Raw genomic sequence first — 17,260 nt, 5'->3', positions numbered from 1 at the left:
GCACCGTTCCATCAGAGCTTGGCGATCGAGACTTCGGTGGATTTGACGAAGGCGATCACTTCACTGCCTACCGCCAATTCAAGGTCGCGTACCGAGCGCGTGGTAATCACCGAGGTGACGATCCCCGACGCGGTCTGCACATCAATCTCGGACAGCACCTCGCCAATGAGAATTTCCTTGATGACGCCGCGAAATTGGTTACGAACGTTGATCGCTTTGATCGTCATGGGGTTGCTTCCTTTTCGTGGAGAGAGGTACACCTGCGTTTCAGGTGCTGGAGGCTAAAATGCGCCAGCTCCACAACTTATAAAAGGAATTAATAATAATGATTTTATTCGATTAAGGAATAACAAAAGGAAAACCGCCAGGTTTCATTGAGTCGTCGCAACCGTGATGTAAAATCGATCACCCAGTGCGGGTCTCCTGCACCCCTGCGGAGTGCCAATGAACAAGGTTATCGCGTTGGTATCGGGCTTGCCCCTGATGCTCGCGTTGAGTGGTTTCACCACCCGGCAACACCTCGACGATCCGGTCACGCTGGATGACTACACGCGCCACAAGATCGAGTTCATCGAGACCCGGATCCTCAAGCACGCCGGCCATGAGCAAGGCGAACGGATCAAGAATATCTCCGCCAACTTCCTCGGCACGCCCTATGTGGCGCATATGCTGGTCGGCTCCGCGACCGCGCCGGAGAAGCTGGTGATCGACTTCCGCGGCCTGGATTGCTTTACCTACCTGGATTACGTCGAGGCCTTGCGCAAATCCGACAGCCTGCCGCGCTTCGTCGAAAACCTGGTGCGCACACGCTACGCCGAGGGCAAGGTCAGCTACGCCGAGCGCAAGCACTTCTTCACCGACTGGGCGCACACCCAGCCGCTCAATGCCCGGGATGTGACAACGCAGGCCAGCCCGAGGGCGACCACCGTCACCAAGGTCCTCAACGCACAAGGCGACGGCAGCGGCGGCACGCTGATCCCGTCGGTGGGCACGGTCGAGCGCGCCATTACCTATATCCCCAGCGAGTGGATCGACGACGCCGTGGTCAGTCGCCTGAAAACCGGTGACTACATCGGTATCTACACCCCGGCCGAAGGGCTGGACGTCACCCACACCGGTATCTTCATCATGACCGACAAGGGCCCGGTGCTGCGCAACGCCTCCGCCCGCGAAGCCAACCACAAGGTGGTGGATTCGCCGTTCCTGGACTATGTCAGGAAAACCCCGGGCATCGTGGTGCTCAGGGCGATCTGAAGTGGGTCAGCCAGGCAACGGTTTCCCACTCGTGCAGATGAAGTCGATGAATGCGCGCAGCTTGGGCGGCAGGTAGCGACTCGACGGCCAGACCACCTGCATCTGTAGTGTGCGCTGGATCCGCCCCGGCAGTATCGACTCCAACTCTCCGCCCGCCAGCGCCTCGCGCACGGCGAACTCGGGTACGCAAGCGATGCCCAGGCCCTGTCGAGCGGTATGGATAAGCATCTCCAGGTTATTGCAGACCATCGTCTCCGGCACCTTCAACTCAGTGCCTTGTACCAGTCCCGCCAACGGCCATTTTTCCAGCTTGCCGGTGGAGGGCATCCGGTAATGCAGGCACTGGTGTTCCAACAGATGCTCCACCGCTTGCGGATAACCCTTGGCGGCGAAATAGCCCGGTGCCCCCACCAGATGAAACTCGAAGCTACCCAGCTTCCTGGCCATCAGCCGCGAATCGTGCAATTGCCCGGTGCGCACCACCGCATCGAAACCCTCCTCGACCACGTCCACCAGGCGATCGGTGAAGTCCAGTTCCAGGCGGATTTCCGGATACTCGCGCATGAAGGACGAAAGCTGCATGAACAGCACATTGCCCTGCAACGGCAGGCTGATCCGTAACTTGCCCCGTGGTGCCTCGCGGGAACTGGACAGCTCCTGCTCCGCCGCCTCCAGCTCATTGAGCACTCGCCGACAGCGCTCGAGGAACAGCGCGCCCTCGGCAGTCAGGTTGATGCTGCGGGTATTGCGATGGAACAGCCGCGCGTTGAGCTTGTGTTCCAGGCGGGCAATGCCTTTGCCGACGGCCGAGGCGGAAACTCCGAGCACGCGGCCGGCGGCGACAAAACTGCGACTTTCGGCGACCTGCACGAACACGCTAATACCATTGAGCTTATCCACCGCTCACTCCCTTGATTGAGGACAGAAAAGTCCGTACAGCCCGGAATTGTAACCTCTGTTTCCCTAATACGCCCCGCTCTACCATCGACTCCTGAGCTTGATCCATTCATCAGTCGGGGCCCTTTATGTCTGTCAACGAACCGCTACGTCCAGTGCAATCCCTTCACCCGGTCGAGACGGCCGGACTGGCGTCACGCATCGATGCCGTGCTCGAACAGAGTCTGCATGAGCAACGCCTGGTCGGCGCCGTGGTACTGGTCGCCCATCGTGGGCGACAGATTTATCAGCGCGCGGCCGGCCTCGCCGACCGCGAGGCTCAGGTGCCGATGCGCCAGGACGCCCTGTTCCGCCTGTCCTCGGTCTCCAAGCCGATCACCTCGGTGGCGGCCCTGGCGCTCGTCGCCCAGGGCCGTATCAGCCTGGACGACGACATCACCCGCTGGCTGCCGTACTTCAAGCCGACCCTGGCCGACGGCACGCCGGCGCGGATGACCGTGCGCCACTTGCTGACCCATACCGCCGGCCTCACCTATGGTTTCCTGGAAAACAATCGGGACGGCGCCTATCGCGCAGCCGGCGTCTCCGATGGCATGGACCGCACGGCGCTCTCGCTGGAAGAAAACCTGCGCCGCCTGGGCCAAGCGCCTTTGCTCTACAAGCCAGGCAGTGACTGGGGTTACTCGATAGCCACCGATGTGTTGGGCGGCGTGATCGCTGCCGTGAACGACACTTCGCTGGCCGCGGCCGTGGACCAATGGGTCGGTCGCCCGCTGGGCTGGCGCGACACCGGTTTCCGGGTGACCGACGTCGGCCGCCTTGGTCCGGCCTACCTCAACGATCAGCCACGGCCACGGCGCATGCAGACGCTGGAAGTGGTCCCGGTGTTTGAAGGCACCGCCGGCATCCGCCTGGAACCGGCCCGGGTCTTGGATACTCAGGCCTACGACTCGGGTGGTTCGGGCATGGTCGGCAGCGCCGGAGAGTTTCTCCAGCTTCTGGAAACCCTGCGCAAAGGCGGCGCCCCGTTGCTGCCCGAGTCCCTGGTCGCGCAAATGGGCAGCAACCAGAGCGGCGACCTGGCGTTGGCCAACTGGCCCGGACGCGGTTTCGGCCTGGGTTTCACGGTGCTCAAGGACCCGGTTGCGGCACAGACCGCCGAGTCCGTCGGTAGCTGGCGCCTGGGCGGAGCCTACGGACACTCCTGGTTCGTCGACCCGGCCGCGGAGCTGAGCGTAGTAGCCTTTACCAACACCGCATTCGAAGGCATGTCCGGGCCATTCACCGTCAACCTCTGCAACGCGGTCTATGGCCAATAACCCCGTGCCCCACGGTTCACGCAGGCTCGGACGCGCCACGGCCTGACGCTTCCCCCCTTCCCGCCCCACCGAGACCTGGAGTCCGGATCATGAAAATCCTCCATCCAATCTACTTTCTGGCCCTGGGCCTGTTCGGCGTCTATACCCTCGAATTCGGCGTGGTGGGCATTCTGCCGGTGATTATCGAACGCTTCGCCATCAGCCCCGCCCAGGCCGGCCTGCTGGTGGGGATGTTCGCGCTGATCATCGCCCTGTCCGGTCCGCTCGTGGTCTTGCTGCTCTCGCGTTTCAACCGCAAGAAAATGCTCAGCCTGGCGCTATTCGTGTTCGCCGGCAGCAGCGTGCTGTCGGCCTACGCAACGAACTTCGAATCGCTGATGGTGCTGCGCATCATCCCGGCACTGTTCCACCCCCTGTACTTTTCACTGGCGTTCGTCGCCGCCATCGCGCTGTACCCGCCCCGGGAGTCGACACGGGCCGCCGCCAAGGCATTTGTCGGCACCAGCCTGGGCATGGTCCTGGGGGTGCCGTTGACCACCCTGATCGCCGCGCAATTCTCCTATGAAACCTCGTTTCTGTTTTGCGCGGCGGTCAACTGCATCGCGGGACTGGGGATCATTGCCCAGTTGCCGGATGCCCCGAAAAAGGTGAGCGCGTCCTACAGGGAACAACTGGCGATCCTGCGCAAATTCTCGCTGTGGCTGAATATCACCGCCTCGACCCTGATCTTTGCCGCGATGTTTTCCGTGTACAGCTACTCGGCCGAGTACCTGGCCAAGGAAGCGGGTATGAACGCACAGCTGATCAGTCTCCTGCTGGTGGTGTTCGGCATTGGCGGAATCGCCGGCAACCTGTATGCCGGCAAGCTGATCGGCCAGAACAAGGTCAGGACCACCCTGCTGCATCCGATCCTGCTGGCCGGCACCTACGGCCTGCTGTACCTGTTCGCCAGTCCGTCCTTGCCGGCCATGCTGTTGATCATGCTGATCTGGGGGGCGACACATACCAGCGGCCTGATCGTCACCCAGGTCTGGCTGACGTCCGAGGCCCCGGAGGCACCTGAGTTCGCCACTGGCCTCTACATTTCCTTCATCAATCTGGGCGTGACCATCGGTTCCACGACCGGTGGCTGGTTCCTCGCGCGCCTGGGCTTGCAGGGCACCCTGTACAGCGGTCTGCTGTTTGCCGGACTGGCCGTACTGGTCATTGCGATAAAAGTGCAGTTCTTCAGCGGTGCGGCCAACAACGGCCGTGTCCCCGTCGCCGCAGATTGAATGACGCGCCGCTGTACAAGCATTGACTGAGGGACCGCTGTGCCGGCACAGCCTACCGGGAGGCAGGCTGGCCTGTTGCAGGGCGTCGGGGGCTCGGACCGAAGCGGCGTCGGTCAGGCTTGAGAGCCTAGATCTGGAAGTGCTTGACCAAGGTGTTGAGTTCGCTGGCCAGGTGGGCCAGGGACTGCGACGCCGCAGTGGTCTGGTGCGAGCCCTCGGAAGACTGAATCGACAACTCGCGGATATTCAGCAGATTGCGATCCACTGAACGGGCCACATGCGCCTGCTCGTCGGCGGCCGTGGTGATGACCAGGTTGCGGTTATTGATTTCGTCGTTCGCCTCGACGATTTCCGCCAGCGCGGTCTTGGCCGCCTCGGCAAGTTCCAGGGTCTGGCGGGTCATGTTGCTGCTGTTGTGCATGCCGCTCACCGCATTGGCGGTGCCGGTCTGGATGCTGCCGATCATCTCTTCGATTTCCCGGGTCGACTGCGCGGTCCGATGGGCCAAGGCCCGCACTTCATCCGCGACCACCGCAAACCCCCGACCGGCGTCACCGGCGCGCGCCGCTTCAATCGCGGCATTGAGCGCCAGCAAGTTGGTCTGCTCGGCGATGGTGCGAATCACATCGAGCACCTTGCCGATGCCCTGCGCCTGCTCCGCCAGGCCACCGATCTGCTCGGAACTGACCTCGACGCCACGGGTCAGCGCGGCAATCGCCGTCACCGCCTCGATCATCCGCTGCTGCCCCTTCAGGGCAATGGTCCGGGACTCCTGGGACAGATCCGAGGTGGACGAAGCGTTTCTGGCCACCTCTTCAATGGCGCTGGTCATTTCGGTCACGGCGGTGGCGGCCTGTTCGATTTCACCGTGCTGCTGTTGCAGGTCGCGGCTGCCCTCGGCCGTCACCGCATTCAACTGTTCGGCCGCCGAGGCCAGTTGGGTCGATGAATGGGTGATTTGCTTGAGGGTGGTGAGCAAGCTGCCCTGCATCACCGCCAGGGCCGCGAGCAAACGGCTGGCTTCGTCGTTGCCGGCCGGATTGATCGGTTGCGTCAGGTCGCCCTTGGCAATGGTTTCCGCGACCTGGACCGCCTCGATGATCGGTACGGTAATACTGCGGGTGAGCAACCAGGCCACCAGCACGGTGCCGACACCCACCAGCAGAATCACCAGGCCGATGCCCGCCACCGCGCTGTCATAGGTGCTGGCCGACTGTTTGCCAGCCAGCTCCGCGCCCTGGTTCGCATGTTCGATCAGGTCATCAAGGTTCTTGGTCATCTGCTCATAGGATTCGCGGATGGTCGAGAGGTAGCTGTTGGCACCGGCCTTGTCCCCTTGCCGCGAGAGCCTGAGCAACTCGAGGTGATTCTTGGCATACGCTTCCAGGCTGCGGTTGAAGGCATCCAGCCGCCCTTTGTCGTCGCCGCTGGTCAGCAAGCCCGCGTAAATCGACATCTGTTCATGAACGCTTTGCAGGCGTCCGGCCGATTTGTCTTCGTAGACCTTCATGTCCGCGGCGCTGGAAGACAGGATATGGGCCATGGAGCCCAGGCGGTAACGGTCCAGCGATGCGTTCGCCGAGGCCAGCACCCGCACCCGCTGCAACCAGTTGTTCTGGATATCGGCGGCCTGGGCCTGGACATCGCGAATCTGCTTCAGCGCGAACACGCCCAGGAACACACTGAGCAAGGCGATAGCGGCAAAACCAATGAACGCTCGGGGTGCAATCCGGATATTTCTCAACAGCATGGGCGGGATCTCGCATTGAACGGGGACGGAAGACAACAGGCCACGGCCGGATCGCAGGCGATCCCGGCCATAAGGTTATCGACCTGGCGGCGGTTTTCTTCAGCGCCGCGTGGCAACGGTGCTTCTCGATCCGGAGAAATCACTGGAAAAACCCGCCGATTGGAAAATCTCCCCTTTTTTACGATAGTCTGTCACCCCGCGAACCGTCGCCCTCGAAACCCGAACCGGATCCCTTGCGCATGACAACCAATCCGCTACAGGCAGCAGAAAAAATTCTCTTGGTTGCTCCGCACCGCCTGGGCGACACCTTGTTTGCAACGCCCGGTATCCGTGCCCTGCGCCAGGCAAAACCGCATGCTCAAATAGATGCCGTGGCGTTGTCAGCGCTGTCCCATGAATTGCTCGCCCACAACAGTTGCATCAACACGCTCTACTCCGCCAAAGAGCGCCCCATCGCCCAACTGGCCGCCGAGTATGACGCCGTATTGCCCTTACAGAACATCAACAAAGTCACCGAGTATCTAAAAGACATTCCTCGGGTCTTGATGCTTCCTCGCTATGAAGGCGCCTTTCACTACTCGGAAAATTTTTATCGCTTCGTGCTTCAGCAACTGCCATCGGCGGCTGAATTTCCAGCGGGCCCCTATGAACTCAATGTCAATGCACAGGACAAGGCAGACGCCGACCGATTACTGAAGAGTATCCCGGCGGCCCCTGAACCTTTTGTGATTGCCTTGCACATGGGCTGTCATCAGATTTCGAAAAAGGGCCAGCGCTTCTTGCACAAGCTGTTTCCTTTCCTGATGACCAAAGACACGCGGAGCTGGTCGTTCAAGCGTTTTGATCAGTTGGTACAGCGCCTGGTGACGCAACACCCGGCTGTCCATATTGTGCTCACGGGCTCATCCAGCGAGGCCTTTGCCGCCGACGCGCTGCCCCCCCATCCGCATATCTTGAATCTCATTGGCAAAACCAATGTCGGCCAACTCGCGGCGGTACTCCAGCGTTGTCAGCTACTGCTGACTGGCGATACCGGCCCGATGCACGTCGCCTGCGCGGTAGAGCGACCGATGGTCCTGCTCTGCGGGAAAACCGATCCGGCGCAGACAGGGCCGTATCCCGTACACACCCATCACAGCATCATTCGAAAAGACGGAATGGATAACATTTCGGTGGATGAGGTTTATCAGGCCGTTGCGCGCTATCTGCCTGATGCGCCGACACAACGGGCTTCAGTCGCCATTCCGTCCACAGTGGCCTGACCTTCGCGAGAGAGAAACATCAGTACGCAAAAAGGGCCTGAACAGGCCCTTTTTGTTTACGGCAAACTCAGCGCTTGAGCTTGCGTTTGTTGCGGTATTGGTCGATGACCACCGCGACCACGATGATCAGCCCCTTGATGATGTCCTGGATATAGGCATCGACGCCGACAAAGGTGAAGCCGCTGGCCATGACCCCGAGGATCAGCGCGCCGATCACCGTGCCGGTAATCCGTCCCACCCCGCCCGCCAGGCTGGTACCGCCGATCACCGCGGCGGCAATCGCATCCAGTTCGTAGGACATGCCCATGCCTGCCTGCCCGGTGGCGGCCCGTGCCGACGCAACCACCCCGGCCAGCCCCGACAACAGCCCGGCGATGCTATAGACGATCACCAGATGGCGCTTGACGTTGATCCCGGAGGTGCGCGCCGCCTGCATGTTGCCGCCGATGGCATAGGTGTACTTGCCGTACTTGGTGTAACGCAGGGCGATATGAAAGATCACCGCCACCACCAGGAAAATGATCACCGGCATCGCGCCGTGGCCGATGGCCGTATAGGAATCCGAGAGCATGCTCACCGGCTGGCCTTCGGTGTAGTAACGCGCCAGGCCACGGGCCGAGACCATCATGCCCAGGGTGGCAATAAACGGAGGGATGCCGGTGATGGCAATGATGCTGCCATTGATCGCCCCCGCCAGCAGTCCCACGCCGAGCCCGACGATCACCGGGATCCACACCGGCAGGTCGGTCAGCGACGGAAACACCGCCCGGGCGAAGTCCGAGGTTTGCGCCAGGCTCGCGGCGATCATCGCCGAGAGCGCCAGCACCGAGCCCGACGACAGGTCAATGCCAGTGGTGATAATGACCTGGGTGACACCAATCGCCAGCAAGCCAATGATCGAGACCTGCAGGATCATCAGCACCAGCCGCTGGGAGTTCATCAGGAAACTCTGGTCACGCACGATCCAACCGAACAGCTCGAAGACCAGACCAATGCCGATCAGTACCAGAAAAATGCTCAATTCGGTGGGAAGGCGCCGGCGACTCTTGACCGACACCGTTGCAGGCTTGTTTTCCAGTATCACGTTCATAACCACTCACCCTTCTATCGCGTTGCCGCAGCGGAGCACCGCTGCCGGCCTCTGTTCGTTGAACAACTAGTGAACCGCGGTCATCCCGGAGGCCAACTGCATGACCCGCTCCTGGGTCGCCTCGCCACGGTCGAGGGTGCCCATCAGGTCGCCCTCGTGCATGACCATCACCCGGTCGCTCATGCCGAGCACTTCCGGCAGCTCCGAGGAAATCATGATCACCGCCATGCCTTCGCTGGCGAGGTAGGCGATCAGCCGGTAGATCTCGGCCTTGGCGCCGACGTCGATGCCACGGGTCGGCTCGTCGAGAATCAGAATGCGCGGGTTGGTCATCAACCACCGGGCGAGCAAGGCCTTCTGCTGGTTGCCACCGGACAAGGTGTCGATGCACTGCTCCAGGGACGGGGTTTTCACCCGCAGCTTCTTGCACATCTCCTCGCACAGGGCGCGCAAGGCCTTCTGCTGGATGAAACCGTTGCCGCCGACGTAATGCGGCAGCACGGCCATTTCCATGTTTTCCATGACCGAAAGGCACGGGAACAGGCCACTGAGCTTGCGGTCCTCGGTGAGCAAGGCAAAGCCCTTGTCGATGGCCAGGTGCGGGTCGCTGATCCGTATCAGTTGGCCATCGAGGCGAATTTCACCGCCATCGCTCGGGGTGATGCCGAACAGCGCTTCGGCGACGTTGGTCCTGCCTGAGCCCATCAACCCGGCGATGCCGAGGATCTCGCCGGCATGCAGGTCGAACGAAACCCCTTTGAAAATGCCCTCCAGGCGCAGGTCGCGTACCGACAGCAACAAATCGCCGATCGGCTTTTCACGCACCGGGAACAACTGGCTCAGCTCACGCCCGACCATCATCGAGATCAGGCTGTCGCCGTCCATGCTGTCGGCCCGTTGCAGGCCGATGTAGGCACCGTCACGGAACACCGCCACTTCATCGGCGATGGCGAACACTTCGTTCATTTTGTGGGTGATATAGATGATGCCCTTACCCTGGGACTTGAGGTCGGCAATGATCGAGAACAGGTGGGCGACTTCCTTGTCGGTGATGGCCGAGGTCGGCTCATCCATGATCAGGATGTCGGAGTCGTAGGACACCGCCTTGGCGATTTCGACCATCTGCCGTTCGGCGATACTCAGGTTGCCGACGTGTTCCTCCGGGTCGAGGTCAATGCGCAGCCGCTCCAACAGTTTCGCCGTGCAGCGGTGCATTTCCCGGTGGTCGATCATGTGGAAGCCGTTGAGCTGCTCGCGGCCGATCCAGATATTCTCGGCGACGCTCATGTGCGGCATCAGGTTGAGTTCCTGATGGATCATCGCGATCCCGGACTGCAAGGCGGCCAGCGGCGTGTCGAAGATCACCGGTTTGCCGCGCAGGCGCAGCTCACCGGCGTCCGGCTGGTAGATGCCGGCGATGATTTTCATCAGGGTGGATTTGCCGGCACCGTTCTCGCCCATCAGGGCCAGCACCGACCCCGGGCGCACCCGCAGTTGTACGTTGGACAGCGCCACTACCCCGGGAAAACCCTTGCTGACGTTGACAATCTCCAGCAGGTACGGCTCATCGACAGGTATGGCGGTTGGCTGGATACCCACCAGCGGGTTGCTCGAAGCAGTCGCTGAAGCGAACATGATCAGATACTCCATCAGCAAGGTGGGCAGTGCGACCTTGCTTGCTTATTGTTTTTATCGAACGGACTGACTATTTGAACTGAGCGACGTTTTCCGGGGTGATCAGGCGATACGGTACCCACACCGCCGGCTCGACCGGCTCGTGCTTGACCATCTTCACCGCCGAGTCGATGGAGCCGACCGCCTGGCCCTTGGCATCCTGGAACACCGAGACCGCCATATCGCCTTTTTTCACCGCACGCAGGCCATCCGGGGTGCCATCGACCCCGGCAATCAGCACACTACCCTTTTTCACCCCGGCCTGCTCCAGCGCCATGGAGGCACCGATGGCCATCTCGTCGTTGTTGGCGACCACCGCATCGAATTTGCGGCCCTGGGTCAGCCAATCGTTGACCAGGGTCATGCCCTTGTCGCGCTGCCAGGTACCGGTCTGCTCCTGCTCGATCTTGATGTTCGGATACTTGGCCAGGACCGACTTGACGCCCTTGGTGCGGTTGGCGGTGGAGTTGTTGGCGAGGTCGCCGAGGAGGATCACGATGTCGCCCTTGCCGTTCATTTTCTCGGCGAGGTAGTTCATCTGCATCTGACCGGCTTCGAGATCGTTGGAGGCGACGGTGGTCACGCCCTTGGGCAGGTTCAGGTCATCCGGCCGGCGGTTGACGTAGACCAGCGGAATCCCCGCCTTGACCGCCGCATCGGTGATTTTCTTGGTCGCGGCAGTGTCCACCGGGTTGACGATGATGGCGTCGACTTTCTGGCTGACGAAGCTTTCCACCTGGCTCAGTTGCTTGACCACGTCGCCGCGGGCATCTTCGAACTGCAGTTTCACGCCGTCAGGCATGGACTTGGCTTTCTGGTCCATGGATTCGCGCAGGTAGGTCAGCCAGGTGTCATCGAACTGCGACATGCTCACGCCGATCTTCATGTCGGCGAAGGCAGCACCGCTGGCGAGCATCAGGGACAGGGCAAGGGAGGTGAAACGGATCTTGGTTTTCATGAAAAGTCTTTCTCCACATTCTTGTTGGTTTTATGGATCAAACGTGACTCTTTCAGTAACCGGCCAGCGAATGACCACTGACCCTCGACAATCTAAAATCGACTTTATTGGAAAATAATTTCCATATCAATCTGTTTTAGAAATTTATTTTCTTTTTCATCAGCCGTAAAAATGCGGACGCTCAGGCAACGCGATGCGGACAATCGCCCCACTGCCCTGGGCTTCGATGCAGGCATCCGCTGCCACCGCCGCCGCCAGGCCATCCCAGGCCGACGGGCCACCGACCTGGCCGGCCCGCACGCCATCGATAAACGCCTGCAACTCGACGTCATAGGCGGCGATAAAGCGGTCTTTCCAATCCATCAGGATCGCGTTGGACAGTTTGGCGCCGCTGCGCAGTTGCACTTGCGAAGGTTCCGGCAGCTTGGCGATGCCGGTTTCACCGACCACTTCGCACTGGATGTCATAGCCGTACTGACAGTTGACGAAGACCTCGACGTCGATCCGCGTCCCCCGAGCGGTTTCCAGCAGGACAATCTGCGGGTCCTTCAGGTGCGCGAGGGCCTTGCTGGTCTTGCGCGGGAACACCACCTGCACCGACACGTAGTCGTCGGCCAGCAGCCAGCGCAGCACGTCCAACTCGTGGATCAAGGTGTCGGTGATGGCCATGTCGGTCTTGTAGTTCTCGCCCACGCTCGGGTTGCGATGGGCGCAATGCAGCATCAACGGCTCGCCGATCTGGCCGCTGTCGATCACCGCCTTGAGGGCGCGATAACCTTCATCGTAGGGCCGCATGAAACCGACCTGGACCAGGCGCTTGCCGTGGGCCACTTCGGCGGCGACGATCTTGCGGCAGCCTTCGGCCGTGACCGCCAGCGGCTTCTCGCAGAACACCGGCTTGCCGGCCGCGATCGCCGCCAGCACGAACTCCTCGTGGCTCGGGCCCCAGGAGGTGACCAGGATGGCTTCGACTTCCGCCGCCTTGATCAGCGCATGACCGTCCGGGTAGACCTCGGCGCTCAGTTGCAGGTCGGCGACCACCTTGGCCGCCTGTTGCAGGTTGATGTCGGTGACCGCCACCACCTGGCTGTTGAGCAGGGTCTGGCTGCAACGACGAATGTGATCCTGACCGATGGCACCGGTGCCGATGACACCTAGCTTTAAAGACATGGAAAAACTCCTGTTGGCGTGCGTGTTGTTCGGTGCAAGGGGTCAGTACTGACGCGCCTTGGCCAGTTGCTCATTAAGGGTTTTGGCCACGGCATCGGTGCGCGCACTGGTGGAGACTTGCGCCACACCGACCCGCCACCAGGACAGGTAGCCGTGGATCATGGTCTTGGGCAGGACCTTGATGTCGATCAGCGTCGACACCGTCTGCAACCGTGCATCGGCCAAGGCCGCCTGCAACTGCTCGACACTATTGACCTTGTAGGTCTTGCAGCCATAGGCCGCCGCGCTCATGGCAAAATCCACCGGGACAAAGTCACCATCGAGCTTGCCGGTGGCCGGATCGCGGAAACGGAACTCAGTGCCGAAGCTGTCCATGCCGTTTCCCATCTGCAGGTTGTTGATGCAGCCGAAGGTCATGTTGTCGAGCAGGATCACATTGATCTTGCGCCGCTCCTGGATCGAGGTGACCAGCTCCGAATGCAGCATCATGTAGGAGCCGTCGCCGACCAGCGCATAGACTTCCCGCGCCGGTTCCGCGAGTTTCACCCCGAGGGCGGCATTGACCTCGTAGCCCATGCAGGAATAGCCGTACTCGACGTGGTAGGTGTTCACGCCCTTGCTCCGCCAGCTGCGTTGCAGGTCACCGGGCAGGCTGCCGGCCGCCGCGACGATCACCGCGTCATCGGCCAGGGTTTCGTTCAACACGCCAAGCACTCGGCTCTGGGTCAGGCAGGAACCGGTCAGCTCGATAAATTCGCGCAGCACCGCCGGGTCCATGTGGTCGTTGATTTCCGGGACAAAATCCTTGGCCTGGTACTCGACCTGATAGACCCGGTCGACCTCCTCGTCCAACTGGGCCTTGGCCTGGCGTGTTTGCTCGCCCCAACCGGCGCGATACTCGCCCAGCGCCGCGGACAACGCCTGCAAAGCGCAGCGGGCATCGGCCAGCACCTGCACGCCATCGAGCTTCAGGGCATCGCAGGGGCTGATATTGAGATTGAGGAACTGCACCTCGGGATGCTGGAACAGCCATTTCGATGCGGTGGTGAAATCCGAATAGCGGGTACCGATGCCGATGATCAGGTCGGCTTCCTTGGCCAGCAGGTTGGCTGCCAGGCAGCCGGTTTCACCAATGCCACCGACGTTCAGCGGATGGCTGGAGACCACCGCGCTCTTGCCGGCCTGAGTCTCGGCGAAAGGAATCTCGAAACGTTCGGCAAAGGCCTGCAACGCCGCATTAGCCCCGGAGTAACGGACCCCGCCGCCACAGATGATCAAAGGTTTGCGCTTGCCCTTGAGCAGCGCCACGGCATCACCGAGCATGGCCTCGGTGGCCGGACGGCGGTCGATGCGGTGCACGCGCTTTTGCAGGAAATAATCGGGATAGTCATAGGCTTCGGCCTGGACATCCTGCGGCAGCGCCAGGGTCACCGCGCCGGTTTCCGCCGGATCGGTGAGCACCCGCATGGCGTGGATCGCCGCGCTCATCAACTGCTCCGGACGGTTGATGCGGTCCCAATACTTGCTGACCGCCTTGAAGGCATCGTTGGTGCTGATGCTCAGGTCGTGGAACTGCTCGATCTGTTGCAGCACCGGGTCCGGCTGGCGGCTGGCGTAGACATCGCCGGGCAGCAGCAGCAAGGGAATACGGTTGGCGGTCGCCGTCGCGGCGGCGGTCAGCATATTCGCCGCGCCGGGGCCGACCGATGAAGTGCAGGCGTAGATTTTCCGCCGCAGGTGCTGCTTGGCAAAGCCGATGGCCGCGTGGGCCATGCCCTGTTCATTGCGCCCCTGATGGACCACCAGGTCGCCGCTGTCCTGCTCCAGTGCCTGGCCAAGACCGAGCACATTGCCGTGGCCGAAGATGGTGAAGACCCCGGCGACGAACTTGCTTTGCACCCCATCGACCTCGACATACTGGTTGTCGAGGAACTTCACCAGCGCCTGGGCCATGGTCAATCGTGTCGTGGTCATGCTTGCACCGCCAATGCCTGTTGCAGATGGGCCATGCTCGCGCCCAGCGCCTGCTGGATATCCACCCGCCCATGGATGCTTTCGGCAAAGGGCTCGAACGACAGATAGCCGCTGTAGCCGCTGCTGCGCAAGGCCTCGATCTGTGCCGCATTGCCGAGGATATCGGCCTCGCCCACCAGCACCCGGTGGCCGTCGCGGATGCTCGCCAGCGGCGCTTGCGCGTCTTCGACCCCGGAGATGTGCACCAGGCCGGTCAGTTCGGGGAAGTATTCCTGTTCGCCAGCCAGGTGATGATGAAAGGTGTCATGCACCAGGCGGAATACATCCAGCCCGCCAATCGCTTTGATCGCGTCCACCGCCGTGCGCTTGCGTCGCAGCGCGCACTCCGCGAAACCCAGCGGTTCGATAAAGCCGAGAATCCCATACTCGCGCAGAATCGGCGCCAGTTCGCTCAAGGCGGTGCGCAACCCGGCGTTGCGTTGCGCTTCAGAACGCGGATCGTCGCGGTCGTTGAACGGGCACATCACCAGCCCCTGCGCCCCACAATCGCGGGCATAGGCCGCCAACGCCAGGGTTTGCCCACGGCGCTCGGCATTCCAGACATCAAAGGGGTACAGGGCGTTGATCGACAGCACCTTGATGCCGTGGGCCGCACACAGTTCGCGGACCCGTATGGCCGGTGTGCCGTCTTCGATTTCAACGCCCATGAGGTCGTTGCGGATCTCGATGGCATCGGCCTTCAGGGCCACCGCCAGCTCAATGAATTGCGGCAGTGACAGACGTGGGGCAACCATACGGTTCAGGGCGAAACGCAGGGGCTGGTTCATTATTCTTGTTCTCCATCCGAAGGTTGAAATCGCGCAGGAACTACAAATCCAGCAGCCAGCTGTGTTGTGGATCGTTATGGAAGTGCCAGACGCGCTTGGGCCCGGCCATCACGTTCAGGTAATACGACTCGTAGCCGTAAGGCACGCTGACCGGGTGATAACCCTTGGGCACCACCACCAGGTCGCTGTTTTCCACGGCCATGGCCTGGTCGATGGAACGGTCATCGGTGTAGACACGCTGGAAGACGAAGCCCTGGGGCGGGTTGACCTGGTGGTAATAGACCTCTTCGAGAAAACTCTGGCGCGGCACGTCGTCGGTGTCGTGCTTGTGCGGCGGGTAGCTCGACGAATGCCCGGACGGCGTACGCACCTCCACCACCAGCAGCGAGTGCGCCGGCTCGGTGTCAGGCAGGATGTCGCAGACATAGCGGGTGTTGGCGCCCTTGCCACGCACGCTGCGCTTCATGCTTTGCGGGGTGATCAGCCGTGGGCCGTGGCCGGCGGTTGGCGAACCGGGGGCGGCACACACGGCAATCTGCACATCGCTCAAGGCAACCACCTGGGCCTGGCTGCCAGGCGGCAGATAGACGGCATAGGGTGATTTGTCTTCGAACACCGACTGGCGATCGCCGATATTGTCCCAGTCGAAGGCGCCCTGCTCCGGTGCCTCACCCTTGATGCTGACCCGACCGCCGAGCAGCACCAGGCATAGCTCCTGGTCGCCGGCGCTGACCGGCAAGTTTTCGCCGAGGCTCAGGCGATAGGCGGCGAAGCCGACATACTCCAGGGTACCGGGTGCCAACTCAACCAGGCTCCGGCCCTTGGCGTGACTTTTGACCAGCAGGCTCATTGTCCGGTCCTCCGGTCGAGCAACCCACGCAAGGTGTCGAAGCCCTTCTTGGCGTAGATATAACTCGGTGCGACAGCCGGATCCTGCTCGGCCTCGACCACCAGCCAGCCGTGATAATCGGCGGCCAGCAACACATCCAGCAGCGCGGCAAAGTCGATATCGCCATCGCCGGGCACGGTAAAGGTGCCGTTGACGATGCAGTCCGGGAAGCTCCAGAGGTTGTTGCGCGCCAGTTGCACCACCGGTTTGCGCACATCCTTGAAGTGCACGTGGCAGATACGCCCGATATGTTTGCGCAGCACCTCGAGCGGCTCGCCGCCACCCATGTAGCAATGGCCCGAATCGAACAGCAGGCCGACTTCGTGGCCGGTCAGCGCCATCAACTTATCGATGTCGGCCGGCGATTCGACATAGGCCCCCATATGATGGTGATAAGCCAGGCGTACCCCCTGGGACAGGGTAAAACGTGCCAGCTCGGTGAGTTTGTCGGCGTATTCCCGCCAGGCCTGTTCACTGTGAAAACGCGGGCGCTCCACCAGTGCAATGCGCTGGCCTTGAATGGAGTCGGCGACTTCGCCGTAGACCAGTACCTTGGCGCCGTTCTGCGCCAGCAATTGGACATGGCTGGCAATCGCATCGATTTCCTCGGCCGCCGAGCGCCTGGCCAGGCGACTGGAATACCAGCCGGAAACCAGGGCCAGGTCGTAAGGCCGCAGCACATCGCCGACGCCCTTGGCGTCCTTGGGAAATTTGCCGTTAAGCTCGAACCCTTCGTAGCCGATGGCCTTGCCTTCGCTCAGGGCGGTGCTCAGCGGTGTCTCGCCGCCCAGGGAAGGCAGGTCGTCGTTACTCCAGGAGATCGGGTTGATGCCAATTCGGATAGCGGGCATGGCTGCACCTTTTATTGTTTTCTCTAAAATATTCAACTGATCACCTGTGGGAGCGGTGCTTGCCCGCGAAG

At 61.5% G+C, this 17,260-nt stretch carries 15 protein-coding genes and 1 pseudogene; 4 read left to right on the top strand and 12 right to left on the bottom strand.

Translation table 11 applies throughout. The features are described 5' to 3' along the window. Positions 1 to 11 precede the first annotated feature (11 nt). Positions 12 to 227: a TOBE domain-containing protein gene (locus AC07T0_RS14595; RefSeq protein ID WP_100941607.1), complete on the bottom strand. Its 216-nt coding sequence runs from the start codon at positions 225 to 227 to the stop codon at positions 12 to 14. A gap of 217 nt (positions 228 to 444) precedes the next feature. Between AC07T0_RS14595 and AC07T0_RS14590 the strand changes: the two genes are divergently transcribed. After that, positions 445 to 1,254 (top strand): DUF1460 domain-containing protein, encoded by an 810-nt coding sequence (locus AC07T0_RS14590; protein ID WP_495001852.1) that lies wholly within the window; start codon positions 445 to 447, stop codon positions 1,252 to 1,254. Between the two features lie 6 nt (positions 1,255 to 1,260). On the opposite strand, the gene AC07T0_RS14585 is transcribed toward AC07T0_RS14590, so the two are convergent. After that, positions 1,261 to 2,154: a LysR family transcriptional regulator gene (locus tag AC07T0_RS14585; protein WP_495001851.1), complete on the bottom strand. Its 894-nt coding sequence runs from the start codon at positions 2,152 to 2,154 to the stop codon at positions 1,261 to 1,263. 125 nt (positions 2,155 to 2,279) lie between these two features. On the opposite strand from AC07T0_RS14585, the gene AC07T0_RS14580 reads away from it, so the two are divergent. Both AC07T0_RS14580 and AC07T0_RS14575 read left to right on the top strand, forming a co-directional pair. After that, on the top strand, positions 2,280 to 3,470 hold the full coding sequence (locus AC07T0_RS14580; RefSeq protein ID WP_495001850.1) for a serine hydrolase domain-containing protein: 1,191 nt from the start codon (positions 2,280 to 2,282) through the stop codon (positions 3,468 to 3,470). Between the two features lie 89 nt (positions 3,471 to 3,559). Continuing rightward, positions 3,560 to 4,744, top strand: a complete 1,185-nt coding sequence (locus tag AC07T0_RS14575) for an MFS transporter (protein WP_495001849.1) — start codon at positions 3,560 to 3,562, stop codon at positions 4,742 to 4,744. Between the two features lie 127 nt (positions 4,745 to 4,871). Here AC07T0_RS14575 and AC07T0_RS14570 read toward each other — a convergent pair whose 3' ends face one another. Together AC07T0_RS14570 and AC07T0_RS14565 are read right to left on the bottom strand one after the other, a co-directional pair. Further along, positions 4,872 to 5,735 (bottom strand): methyl-accepting chemotaxis protein, encoded by an 864-nt coding sequence (locus AC07T0_RS14570; protein ID WP_495001935.1) that lies wholly within the window; start codon positions 5,733 to 5,735, stop codon positions 4,872 to 4,874. After that, positions 5,730 to 6,494 (bottom strand): annotated as a pseudogene (locus tag AC07T0_RS14565) (MCP four helix bundle domain-containing protein); the annotation flags it as partial. The pseudogene AC07T0_RS14565 and the gene AC07T0_RS14570, both read right to left, overlap by 6 nt. Before the next feature lie 239 nt (positions 6,495 to 6,733). On the opposite strand from AC07T0_RS14565, the gene AC07T0_RS14560 reads away from it, so the two are divergent. After that, positions 6,734 to 7,756 carry a glycosyltransferase family 9 protein gene (locus AC07T0_RS14560; protein WP_495001848.1) on the top strand — a complete coding sequence of 341 codons (1,023 nt, stop codon included), beginning with the start codon at positions 6,734 to 6,736 and terminating at the stop codon, positions 7,754 to 7,756. Between the two features lie 67 nt (positions 7,757 to 7,823). On the opposite strand, the gene AC07T0_RS14555 is transcribed toward AC07T0_RS14560, so the two are convergent. The 8 genes from AC07T0_RS14555 to iolE all read right to left on the bottom strand — a co-directional run bounded on the left by AC07T0_RS14555 (position 7,824) and on the right by iolE (position 17,189). Beyond that, positions 7,824 to 8,846, bottom strand: a complete 1,023-nt coding sequence (locus AC07T0_RS14555) for an ABC transporter permease (protein WP_495001847.1) — start codon at positions 8,844 to 8,846, stop codon at positions 7,824 to 7,826. A gap of 66 nt (positions 8,847 to 8,912) precedes the next feature. After that, positions 8,913 to 10,481, bottom strand: a complete 1,569-nt coding sequence (locus tag AC07T0_RS14550) for a sugar ABC transporter ATP-binding protein (RefSeq protein ID WP_495001846.1) — start codon at positions 10,479 to 10,481, stop codon at positions 8,913 to 8,915. A gap of 70 nt (positions 10,482 to 10,551) precedes the next feature. Next, positions 10,552 to 11,478 carry a sugar ABC transporter substrate-binding protein gene (locus AC07T0_RS14545; RefSeq protein WP_495001845.1) on the bottom strand — a complete coding sequence of 309 codons (927 nt, stop codon included), beginning with the start codon at positions 11,476 to 11,478 and terminating at the stop codon, positions 10,552 to 10,554. 159 nt (positions 11,479 to 11,637) lie between these two features. After that, a complete protein-coding gene (iolG, locus tag AC07T0_RS14540; RefSeq protein ID WP_495001844.1) occupies positions 11,638 to 12,648 on the bottom strand; it encodes a bifunctional inositol 2-dehydrogenase/D-chiro-inositol 1-dehydrogenase in 1,011 nt (336 codons plus the stop codon). A gap of 42 nt (positions 12,649 to 12,690) precedes the next feature. Next, a complete protein-coding gene (gene iolD / locus AC07T0_RS14535; RefSeq protein WP_495001843.1) occupies positions 12,691 to 14,622 on the bottom strand; it encodes a 3D-(3,5/4)-trihydroxycyclohexane-1,2-dione acylhydrolase (decyclizing) in 1,932 nt (643 codons plus the stop codon). Beyond that, complete coding sequence (locus tag AC07T0_RS14530; RefSeq protein WP_495001842.1) at positions 14,619 to 15,449, bottom strand: TIM barrel protein; 831 nt, start codon at positions 15,447 to 15,449, stop codon at positions 14,619 to 14,621. Before AC07T0_RS14530 ends, iolD begins: the two co-directional genes overlap by 4 nt. Positions 15,450 to 15,489: 40 nt before the next feature. After that, positions 15,490 to 16,299: a 5-deoxy-glucuronate isomerase gene (gene iolB, locus AC07T0_RS14525; protein ID WP_495001841.1), complete on the bottom strand. Its 810-nt coding sequence runs from the start codon at positions 16,297 to 16,299 to the stop codon at positions 15,490 to 15,492. Beyond that, positions 16,296 to 17,189, bottom strand: a complete 894-nt coding sequence (gene iolE / locus AC07T0_RS14520) for a myo-inosose-2 dehydratase (protein ID WP_495001840.1) — start codon at positions 17,187 to 17,189, stop codon at positions 16,296 to 16,298. The genes iolB and iolE overlap by 4 nt, the downstream gene beginning before the upstream one ends. Between the last annotated feature and the right edge of the window lie 71 nt (positions 17,190 to 17,260).

The organism is Pseudomonas sp. GW821-FHT04D07, from assembly GCF_059420225.1.
The sequence above is the reverse complement of the archived record's forward strand: the minus strand, read 5'-3'. Positions and strand labels throughout refer to the sequence as shown.